This is a genomic window from Aeromonas sp. PrichA-15 (assembly GCF_017939245.1).
GTDB lineage: Bacteria > Pseudomonadota > Gammaproteobacteria > Enterobacterales > Aeromonadaceae > Aeromonas > Aeromonas caviae.
In genome coordinates this window covers 34734-43973 of record NZ_JAGKRH010000014.1, presented here as the reverse complement: position 1 = coordinate 43973, position 9240 = coordinate 34734, and the positions used below count along the sequence as shown (strand labels likewise).

Below are 9240 nucleotides of genomic sequence, written 5' to 3'. Positions count from 1 at the left end.
TACCGGATCGACATCACCCGCACCTCGACCATCAGCCAGTTTGCCGCCGACCTGGCCTCCCTGGTGGCCAAGTATCGCACCTGGTTCGACGGTATGATGACCTGGCTGACCGGCTCGGGGGATGTCGCCATCCTCAACCCGGACACTGGCGCCAACGTCACCATCCCCAGTTGGAAGAAGGTGGCCAGCGAAGGGGAGGGGCAGACGGCCCGCGCCAAGGTCGAAGCCGACCGGGCAAAGACCGAAGCGGATCGCGCCCTCACCGAGGCTGACCGGGCAGCGGGGATCGTGGCTGCCGCCGCCCTCCCGCTGCCGGATGTGTGGGCGCCGCTGACCGACTCGCTGAGGCTGTTTACCGGCTACGGCCGCGAGGTCAAAGTGGGGGATGATGTGATCGCGCGGATGCTGACATTCACCCGCAGCACCACCAAGACCTATACCAACCGTGATGGGGTTCTCACCACCGCAGCGGTGAATGAGCCAACGTTTGATCAGTGGGGGCTGTCACTTGATGGCTTGGCGCTTAACCTTGTTAAGTACCATAACGCATTCACGGTATGGGGTGCTGGTTCAGTAGCGACAGCAAACCAGCCTGGCCCTTTCAATGCGAATGATGCAACTCGTTTTGATGTTACATCCAGATATACCGGCACCAACCCTGAATTAACTGCTGCACTGGTTGATGGCGCTGTTTATACAACATCCGTTTGGCTCAAAGGGGCCGTTGGTGGTGAGGTTGTCAGGATCGGTATTCACAATGGTTCTGTTGGAGTTCCGGTCACGCTGACGACAGAGTGGAAGAGATACTCGGTAACTCAGACCAGAGCCGCTGGCGCGAATGCGGCATTTATCATTCAGGCAGACAGCGCCCCTATGGCGTTCTTTGTTTATGGCTCCCAGCTTGAAAACAACCCCGTAGCCAGCGCCCTGGTACCTACAAACGGAGCTGCGGCAACGCGGTCAGCTGACCTTCTTACGCTGCAAAACCCGCTCAATATCCCGGTCGGCGGGGGAGATATGACTGTGGCTTTTGAGGTGCGCAGAAACCAATCTATCCCGCTCTCAACCTACCCGAGGGTGTTCAACGTCTCCGATACAACATGGCTTATTGGGGATAGCACTCGATTTGCAATGCGCGGAGGAACTGTTGAACAGGGGTACTTATTGAAGAACGCTCCGGGGGCCATTGAGACGGTTGTATATCGCATCAAAGGTGATCAGATTACGGTGCGATGTGGTTCAGCTTCCGCTTCCGTCACTAGGACTGGTGCCATCCTTCCAAACAGCGCGGTGACAAATATCGGGTCAGGTGCGGCTGGTACGCAAAACCTGTTCGGCCATGTTCGCAATCTACGAGTCTGGCGCCGCGCTCTTACTGACGATCAAATGAAGGCTATCGCATGACCGACTTTATCGACCTCAACTTAAAGGCGGCCGACAAGGCCGCCATGATCAAAGCCCTGCAGGTCGCTGGCTTCGTCAAAGACAGCGAAACCGGCGCCCTCTATCACCCCACCGCCTCGCTGCAACTGCTGCCGCCGGGCATGGTGACTAGCCCCACCGGAGAGGTGCGGGTTGTCGATGGCATCGAGCTGGAGGTGCGGGAGGCCGTTCCCGGCTATCACGCCAACGTGCGCACCACCGACGCCGCCCTGGCCGCCGCCCTGGCGCCGGTGACGGTGGTAGTCGAAACCCCGCAATACGTCTGGGCATAGGGGACACCATGATCGTTCGTCTTGATCCGATTACGGCTATCGTCGTCGCCGTGCTGCTTGGCTGGGCGTGGAATGCCGCGACCGCCCCCGGCCCTGTCTGTCAGGTGCAGGAGCAGCACCAGGGTAAAACCGTCCTGGTGCCGCGCCCCTGTGCCGATGTGCTGCCAAAGTAATTGAACCCGCCCCGGCCATGTGCCGGGGCTCTGAGGCTCGAATCGCGATCTGGAACTATGGGCGCCACAACAATCGCCATGATTACCCCCAGAAATGATGCTCCAGTTTGGGGCCATCTTGGGGCCAAAAAATGCAGGAATGATGTGTTTGGGGCTAAAATGGGGCCACGAAAAGAGCTGGGGAAAGCCAAGATTAGCTGCTGATAACTAATTGTAAGCCTCTGAATTTGCCAGCTTTATGCGGCTCTTTGTAGCTCATGCTGGCTCGCGCGCGGCTTCAATGGTTCATCGTGTAAATAAATTGAGCCATTGGCTAATTCTCTTCCTTTCAGCAGTTTAATGTCTTGGCATTAACAGACTGATGTCGTGGTGGGGCCGGGTCGGCGGGGCCGACACGGTTCCAAAAAACCCGTCGATTGTAAACCAATGGGAGGAGGGCGGCAAAGCCGCCACCGGGGGGCTGGCGCTGGCTAGGCTGGGGAGCGGGAGGGCCGCATCAGGCCACCCGCCGGGGCTCATGCTTAAGACTTCCTTAACTCTGGCCCGATAGGATACCCACTGAACGGCGGTGCGGGCCCGGATGGTGGTCAGCGTGGCCGTTTCTGCCCCTTGTCCGCATCGTGTCCCGAGTAGTAGAGCACCCGCTGCACATACTCCTGGGTCTCCTGATAGGGAGGCACGCCACCGTGGCGCATCACGGCCTGCTCCCCGGCATTGTAGGCCGCGCTGATCCTGACCCAGTCAGGGCCAAACTGCTTCTCCAGCCATTTCAGGTAGATCATGGCGCCACGGATGTTCTGCTGCGCATCGAACGGACGGGTCACGCCGAAGCGGGCCTGGGTCTCGGGGATGAGCTGCATGACCCCCTGCGCCTGTTTGGGGGAGACGGCCTGGCTGTTCAGATTGGATTCGGCGATGGCGATGGCCAGTGCCAGCCTGGGATCGACCTTGTGACGCAGGGCCGCCTTACGGATCTGGCTTGCTAGCTGCTGCTTGGCGACCGGTTGGCGGGCGATGTAGTGCTCCAGATCGAACGGCGTGCCCGGTTGCACCCAGGGGGCGCCGCCACCTCCCCCGACGCCGCAGTTACCCAGGGGGGCATTGCCGACCCGTGCGTTGTAGTAGCGGGCGGCCTGCTGGTTGCCGAGGCGCATGGCCATGGCCAGGTAGGCGTTGGCGCTGCGGGCGTTGCGGATCCCCTGGGGGCCGCGAGCCAGCAGGCGGCCGATGCGGAAATAGGCCTCGGGGTTGCCGAGGCGAGCCGCAGAGCAGTAGTGGGCGATGGCCTGCCTCGGGTTGCTGCGCTCCAGGGTGGCGCCCTGGCGCAGGGCGCTCATCGCCTTGGGGGCCTGGCGAAAGGCTTCGGCGTGGGCCGGGGTCGTGGTCAGGAGGAGGAGGAGCCCCCAGCCCCAGATGCAGAGTCTCTGCATGATGGATACCTCATTTTCGTATCCGCAAGATATAGGTTCTAGGTGGGCTGGCTGCCAGCCAGATGATGGAACATGTGGTTATGTCTCAGTTCATCAGAGACGAAAATGGTATGGAACTTTTGACCAGGAGATGCACCTGCGGGTTGCGGTGCCCGGAAGAGCGGCAGGACAAAATGACTGCGTAATGCACAGTGGTTGATGCCGTCGTTAATTGCAGAGTGGTAGACTGCGAACGTCATGATGCAATACCTTGTATTTTAGTGGGTTATGGCGTTAAGGCCCTCTCCCTATCGCATGATGTGAGCAACAGGATTAGTTGCGTTCTTCAATTGTTGGGAAGCTCTTATGGGTTATTCAGTGGATGTATCAGTCGTAGTGCCAGCCAAGGATGAGCGGGACAATCTGGCCCCCCTCATCACTGAAATCGATACCGCTTTGGGGGGCAGTTACGACTACGAATTGATCTATGTGGATGACGGCAGCGAGGACGACAGCTACGCACTCCTGTGCGAGCTGAAGGCCCGCTTTGCCAGACTGAGGGTGGTGCGACACGTCAGGGCCGTCGGCCAGAGCATGGCGGTGCTGAGCGGCGTGCGCCAGGGGCGCGGTGACTGGCTGGTGGTCCTCGATGGGGATGGCCAGAACGATCCGGCCGACATTCCCGCCATGCTCGAGGAAGCCAAGCGCCGCTTCGAGGCGGACAAGAATCAGGTGGGACTCATCGGCCATCGCGTCACGCGCCGCGACGACTGGGTCAAGCGCCTCTCGTCGAAACTGGCCAACGGTTTTCGCGATCTGCTGCTCAAGGACGGTATCCCGGATACCGGTTGCGGGCTCAAGGTGGTGCGCCGTGAATGGTACCTGCGCTTGCCCTCCTTCAATCACATGCACCGCTACATTCCCGCCCTGATCCAGGCGCAAGGGGGCGCCATGTCTCCCTGGCCGGTCAATCACAGGCCTCGGCAGGCGGGTGTCTCCAAGTACGGTGTCTGGAACCGGCTCTGGGTCGGGCTGGTGGACGTGGTCGGCGTCTGGTGGTTGCAGCGCCGCTCCAAGGTGGTCGAGATCCGGGAGATTCTGGAGTGATGGATACCCTGCTCTCCATGCCACTGGACTGGCTGGACTGGACCGGTCTGCATGTCACCGGCTGGAAGATCATCGGTTACACCGGGGCGCTCATGTTCGGCGGCCGCTGGCTGGTGCAGTTCATTGCCTCGAAGCGGGCCGGGCGGCCCGTCATTCCCCGCCTGTTCTGGTACATGAGTGTGCTCGGCAGCCTGATGACGCTGAGCTACTTCGTCTTCTCCCCCAAGCAGGACTCCGTCGGCGTGCTGCAGAATCTCTTCCCCACCTTCACCGCCCTCTACAGCCTCTATCTGGACATCCAGCATCGCGGCTGGAACCGGGACAAGCTGGCCACCAACCGGGAGGTGCGCGATGGTGGCGAGTGATCGCTTCTTGCTCGACCAGCGCTCCCTGGGCTGGTTGCTGCTGATCGCTCTGGTGGTGCTGGGAGCGGGTCTGGGCCTGCGGGATCCCTGGCCGGCCGACGAGCCCCGTTTCGCCCTGGTGGCCAAGGAGATGGTGGAGAGCGGCCAGTGGCTGTTCCCCATGCGCGGCGGCGAGATCTACCCGGACAAGCCCCCCATGTTTATGTGGGGGATAGCGATAGGGTATCTGCTGACCGGCTCCATCAAGGTGGCCTTCCTGCTGCCCTCCCTGCTGGCGGGTCTGCTGACCATAGCGCTGGTGTGGGATCTGGGCCGCCGGTTGTGGAGCGCGCAAGTGGGCTTCATGGCCGGCCTGCTGCTGCTGTTCACCGTCCAGTTCACCCTGCAGGCCAAGACGGCGCAGATTGACGCCCTGGTGACCTTCTTCATCACCCTCGGCGTCTACGGTTTCATCCGTTTCCTGCTCTGCGAGGGGGGCTGGCGCTGGTACTGGCTCGGCTGGTTCGCCGCCGGCCTTGGCATCATCACCAAGGGGGTGGGGATCCTGGCCGTGCTGATCCTGATCCCGGCTGTCTGGACCCATAGGGAGCAGATCCGCGCCGCCTCCTGGGCCGACTGGCTGAAAGGGCTGGCGGGGCCCCTGTTCATGCTGCTGGCCATCGGCCTGTGGCTGGTGCCCATGTTGCTCGCCGTGGCCCAGAGCGGGGATCCCGTGCTGCAGGCCTACCGGGACAACATACTGCTGCGCCAGACGGTGACCCGCTATGCCAACTCCTGGCACCACGTCAAACCCTTCTGGTATTACCTCTCTTCGGTGATCCCGCCATTCTGGCTGCCCCTCTCCCTGCTGCTGCCCTGGCTGGTGGTGGCGTGGCGCAAGGCCGTTCAGGGGCGGGACAAGCGCATCATCCTGCTGCTCGGCTACCTGGTGCTGGTGATCGTGTTCTTCTCGGTGTCGCCGGGCAAGCGCGGCGTCTATGTCACGCCGGGCACGCCTGCTCTGGCCCTGCTGACGGCCCCCTTCATCGCCGATCTGCTGGCCCGGCGCTGGCCCGGCAGTCTGCTGTCGGGCCTTGGCTGGTTGCTGGGGATCGTCGGCGTGGGCGGTGCCGCGGCGCTGGTCTTCAGTGCCAGGCTGGCGAGCAAGGCCGGAGAGCTGGGGCCGGCCCCCTGGCTGCCCTTGCTGGTGCTGGGGGTTGCGCTGCTGCTCCTCAACGCCGGGCTGCGCCGGGCGCCCCTCACCGCCATCCTCAGTTCGCTGGCGGTGGGCTGGCTGATCTACTCCTGCTGGATCTGCGTGAAGCTCAATGACCTGCGCACCCCCGAGGGGGTGATGGCACTGGCGGTGGAGCGGGTGCCCGCGGAGAACGCGCTGCTGCTGGCCGGCTTCAAGGAGCAGCATCTGCTGTTTACCCGTCAGCCGCTCTGGCACTACTCCTATCGGATGCCGGACGAGGAGCAGGCTCGCGAGGCGGCGGCCTGGGTGGCAGCCGCCCCCGGCCGCCAGGTGCTGGGGGCAGCCGATCTCATGGCGCGCTGCTTCGAGCCCTCCCTCATGGAGAATCTCGGCAATCGCCACCGCACCGACTGGATGCTGGCCGACAGCTCGGCCCTCAAGCCCGAGTGCCGCGGGCTTACCCCCGGGGTTGAGCCGTTCCACTATGCCCCCGGCCCCTGAGGCTGGAGACCCGGGTCCGGATAAGCAGAAGGGCTGCCAGTGGCAGCCCTTCTTGTTGTCGGATCCCCCGGTGCGATCAGACCTTGCAATATGCCTTGTACCAGTGGACGAAGCTCTCTACCCCTTCCCTCAACCCGACTCTGGGTCTATAGCCGGTTGCTTCGGTACGAACAGGGCCCGTTGGGGGCTCAGGCTTGGTAGTAGGATCTGTACCAGTCGACGAAACTCTCGACCCCCTCTTTCAACCCGACTCTGGGTCTATAGCCGGTAGCTTCGGTACGAACAGCGCCCGTTCGGGGCTCAGGCTTGGTAGTAGGATCTGTACCAGTTGACGAAACTCTCGACCCCCTCTTTCAACCCGACTCTGGGTCTATAACTCGTCGCCTCGAACAGCGCCTCGGTGTCGGCCCAGGTGGCGAGCACATCGCCGGGTTGCATGGGCATCATGTTGCGGATGGCCTGCTTGCCGAGGGCTGCCTCGATGGCCTCCACAAAGTCCAGCAGCCGCACCGGGCTGCCGTTGCCGATGTTGAAGAGCCGATAGGGGGCCGGGCTCGACTCGGTCTGCCCATGCCAGTTCGCCTCGCCGACCGGCGGGCGGTCCGCGATGCGCACTATGCCTTCCACTATGTCGTCGATGTGGGTGAAGTCCCGGCTGAGCTGGCCCTGATTGTAGATGTCGATGGGCTCGCCATTGAGGATGGCGCGCACGAACTTGAACAGCGCCATGTCGGGGCGTCCCCAGGGGCCGTAGACGGTGAAGAAGCGCAGTCCCGTGGTCGGCAATCCATACAGGTGGGAGTAGGAGTGGGCCATCAGCTCGTTGGCCTTCTTGCTCGCCGCATACAGGGAGACGGGGTGATCCACCCCGTCCGAGGTCTTGAACGGCATCTGCTCGTTGAGGCCGTATACCGAGCTGGAGGAGGCGTAGACCAGGTGCCCGACCCCGTGATGGCGGCATCCCTCCAGCACCGTCAGGGTACCGGTGAGGTTGCTGTCTGCGTAGGCAAAGGGGTTGTCCAGGGAGTAGCGCACCCCGGCCTGGGCACCGAAGTGGATCACCCGATCGAACCGCTCCCGGGCACTCTCGCGGGCAAAGAATGCCGCCATGGCTTGCCTGTCCGCGAGATCGCAACGCTCGAAGCGGAACCCGGGCAGCGGCAGGAGCCGGGCCAGGCGCGCCTCCTTCAGGCTCACCTCGTAGTAGTCGTTGAGATTGTCGAGACCGACCACCTCGTGGCCCTCCTTGATGAGCCGCTGCGCCAGGTGAAAACCGATGAAGCCGGCGGCGCCGGTGACGAGATACTTCATTGTGCCTTCTCCAGAATGCGTGCCTGTTCCAGGCTGTTGCCGCGGCCAATGGCGTAATAGGTGAAGCCGCGCTGGTGCAGGCGGGCCGGATCATAGAGGTTGCGGCCGTCGAGGATGACGGGCTGCTTCAGGGTGCGTTTGATGAGCTCGAAGTCGGGGGCGCGGAACTGTTGCCACTCGGTGCAGATGAGCAGGGCATCGGCGCCCTTGAGGGCGGCTTCCTGGGTGCCGCACAGGGCCAGATCGTCGCGCAGGCCGTAAAGGTGCTGGGCCTCTTTCATCGCCTCGGGATCGAACGCCTGCACCTTGCCGCCGGCGGCCCAGATGGCCTCCATCAGCACCCGGCTCGGGGCTTCGCGCATGTCGTCGGTGTTGGGCTTGAAGGCCAGCCCCCAGAGCGCGAAGGTGAGACCGCTCAAGTCTGCACCGAAGTGCTGGTGGAGGCGCTCGGCGAGCCTGTGCTTCTGTCTGTCATTCACCTGCTCCACCGAGCGCAGCAGGGGCACGTCACAGCCGTTTTCGCTGGCGGTATGGATCAGCGCCTTCACATCCTTGGGGAAGCAGGAGCCGCCGTAGCCGCAGCCCGGGTAGATGAAGTGATAGCCGATGCGCGGATCGGCGCCTATCCCCTTGCGCACCTCCTCGATATCGGCCCCGAGGCGCTCCGCCAGCCCGGCCATCTCGTTCATGAAGGAGATCTTGGTGGCCAGCATGGCGTTGGCGGCGTACTTGGTCAGCTCGGCGCTGCGTTCGTCCATCTGGATGATGCGATCGTGCTGGCGGTTGAAGGGGGCGTAGAGCTCTTCCAGCAGGGCGAAGGCATGGGACGAGCCGGTACCGATGATGATGCGATCCGGCCGCAGGCAGTCATTGACGGCGGCCCCCTCCTTGAGGAACTCGGGGTTGGAGACCACCTCCAGGGGCAGCTCGACGCCGCGATCGCGCAGTATGGCCTCTATATGGTGGCGTACCCTGGCGGCGGTGCCGACCGGCACAGTGCTCTTGTTGATCACCACCTTGCCTGCCTGCATCAGCTGACCTATGGTGCCCGCCACCGCCAGCACGTGCTTGAGATCGGCGGAGCCGTCCTCGTCCGGCGGGGTACCGACCGCGATGAAGATGAGCTCGGCGAAGGCTACCCCTTCGGTCACATCCGTGGTGAAGTGCAGGCGGCCGGCCTGATGGTTGGCCTGCACCATGGGGGCGAGGCCGGGTTCGAAGATGGGGATGAACCCCTCCTTGAGGCGCGCCACCTTGGCGGCATCCACATCCACGCAGGTCACCTGGTGGCCCATCTCCGCCAGCACGGCGGCCTGGACCAGACCGACATACCCTATCCCGAATACGGTGACTCTCATCTGCGATAGCTCCTTGAGGCAGACTTGTTGCAAGACAGCCATTCTAGAGCGATTAAACCCCGTGAACAGCGGGCTCTGCCGGGTTTTCAGCGTTTCTTCAGGTTCTCTTCAGCCTGGCCCAAGA

The 9240-nt window shown here is 62.9% G+C and carries 10 protein-coding genes; 6 read left to right on the top strand and 4 right to left on the bottom strand.

What is annotated here, in order from left to right; genetic code table 11:
• The 3 genes from J9889_RS02505 to J9889_RS02495 form a co-directional block, all read left to right on the top strand.
• Window positions 1-1404: hypothetical protein (locus J9889_RS02505; RefSeq protein WP_210555937.1), on the top strand; the 1404-nt coding region annotated here is incomplete at its 5' end.
• A complete protein-coding gene (locus tag J9889_RS02500; protein WP_210555936.1) occupies window positions 1401-1715 on the top strand; it encodes a hypothetical protein in 315 nt (104 codons plus the stop codon). The genes J9889_RS02505 and J9889_RS02500, both read left to right, overlap by 4 nt.
• An 8-nt stretch (window positions 1716-1723) precedes the next feature.
• On the top strand, window positions 1724-1888 hold the full coding sequence (locus tag J9889_RS02495; RefSeq protein WP_210555935.1) for a hypothetical protein: 165 nt from the start codon (window positions 1724-1726) through the stop codon (window positions 1886-1888).
• Window positions 1889-2475: 587 nt separating this feature from the next.
• On the opposite strand, the gene J9889_RS02490 is transcribed toward J9889_RS02495, so the two are convergent.
• Both J9889_RS02490 and J9889_RS02485 read right to left on the bottom strand, forming a co-directional pair.
• Window positions 2476-3318, bottom strand: a complete 843-nt coding sequence (locus J9889_RS02490) for a lytic transglycosylase domain-containing protein (protein ID WP_210555934.1) — start codon at window positions 3316-3318, stop codon at window positions 2476-2478.
• 38 nt (window positions 3319-3356) lie between these two features.
• Window positions 3357-3557, bottom strand: coding sequence for a hypothetical protein (locus J9889_RS02485; protein WP_210555933.1), 201 nt, complete (start codon window positions 3555-3557; stop codon window positions 3357-3359).
• A 118-nt stretch (window positions 3558-3675) separates the two neighbouring features.
• Between J9889_RS02485 and J9889_RS02480 the strand changes: the two genes are divergently transcribed.
• Genes J9889_RS02480 through J9889_RS02470 form a run of 3 tightly spaced genes read left to right on the top strand, consistent with a single transcriptional unit; the run spans window position 3676 to window position 6447 of the window.
• Window positions 3676-4404, top strand: coding sequence for a glycosyltransferase family 2 protein (locus tag J9889_RS02480; RefSeq protein WP_223915106.1), 729 nt, complete (start codon window positions 3676-3678; stop codon window positions 4402-4404).
• Window positions 4404-4769: a lipid-A-disaccharide synthase N-terminal domain-containing protein gene (locus tag J9889_RS02475; protein WP_043758321.1), complete on the top strand. Its 366-nt coding sequence runs from the start codon at window positions 4404-4406 to the stop codon at window positions 4767-4769. The genes J9889_RS02480 and J9889_RS02475 overlap by 1 nt, the downstream gene beginning before the upstream one ends.
• Window positions 4756-6447 carry a glycosyltransferase family 39 protein gene (locus J9889_RS02470; RefSeq protein ID WP_210555931.1) on the top strand — a complete coding sequence of 564 codons (1692 nt, stop codon included), beginning with the start codon at window positions 4756-4758 and terminating at the stop codon, window positions 6445-6447. Before J9889_RS02475 ends, J9889_RS02470 begins: the two co-directional genes overlap by 14 nt.
• A 300-nt stretch (window positions 6448-6747) precedes the next feature.
• Here the strand turns inward: J9889_RS02470 and J9889_RS02465 are convergent, their stop codons facing one another.
• Both J9889_RS02465 and J9889_RS02460 read right to left on the bottom strand, forming a co-directional pair.
• Window positions 6748-7758 (bottom strand): NAD-dependent epimerase, encoded by a 1011-nt coding sequence (locus J9889_RS02465; RefSeq protein WP_210555930.1) that lies wholly within the window; start codon window positions 7756-7758, stop codon window positions 6748-6750.
• Window positions 7755-9116: a UDP-glucose/GDP-mannose dehydrogenase family protein gene (locus tag J9889_RS02460; protein WP_210555929.1), complete on the bottom strand. Its 1362-nt coding sequence runs from the start codon at window positions 9114-9116 to the stop codon at window positions 7755-7757. The genes J9889_RS02465 and J9889_RS02460 overlap by 4 nt, the downstream gene beginning before the upstream one ends.
• Between the last annotated feature and the right edge of the window lie 124 nt (window positions 9117-9240).

Coding starts and splice junctions, on each gene's coding strand:
- J9889_RS02470 (WP_210555931.1), top strand. CDS start 4,756: ATGGTGGCGAGTGATCGCTTCTTGCTCGACCAGCGCTCCCTGGGCTGG.
- J9889_RS02475 (WP_043758321.1), top strand. CDS start 4,404: ATGGATACCCTGCTCTCCATGCCACTGGACTGGCTGGACTGGACCGGT.
- J9889_RS02495 (WP_210555935.1), top strand. CDS start 1,724: ATGATCGTTCGTCTTGATCCGATTACGGCTATCGTCGTCGCCGTGCTG.
- J9889_RS02490 (WP_210555934.1), bottom strand. CDS start 3,318: ATGCAGAGACTCTGCATCTGGGGCTGGGGGCTCCTCCTCCTCCTGACC.
- J9889_RS02485 (WP_210555933.1), bottom strand. CDS start 3,557: ATGACGTTCGCAGTCTACCACTCTGCAATTAACGACGGCATCAACCAC.
- J9889_RS02460 (WP_210555929.1), bottom strand. CDS start 9,116: ATGAGAGTCACCGTATTCGGGATAGGGTATGTCGGTCTGGTCCAGGCC.
- J9889_RS02465 (WP_210555930.1), bottom strand. CDS start 7,758: ATGAAGTATCTCGTCACCGGCGCCGCCGGCTTCATCGGTTTTCACCTG.
- J9889_RS02500 (WP_210555936.1), top strand. CDS start 1,401: ATGACCGACTTTATCGACCTCAACTTAAAGGCGGCCGACAAGGCCGCC.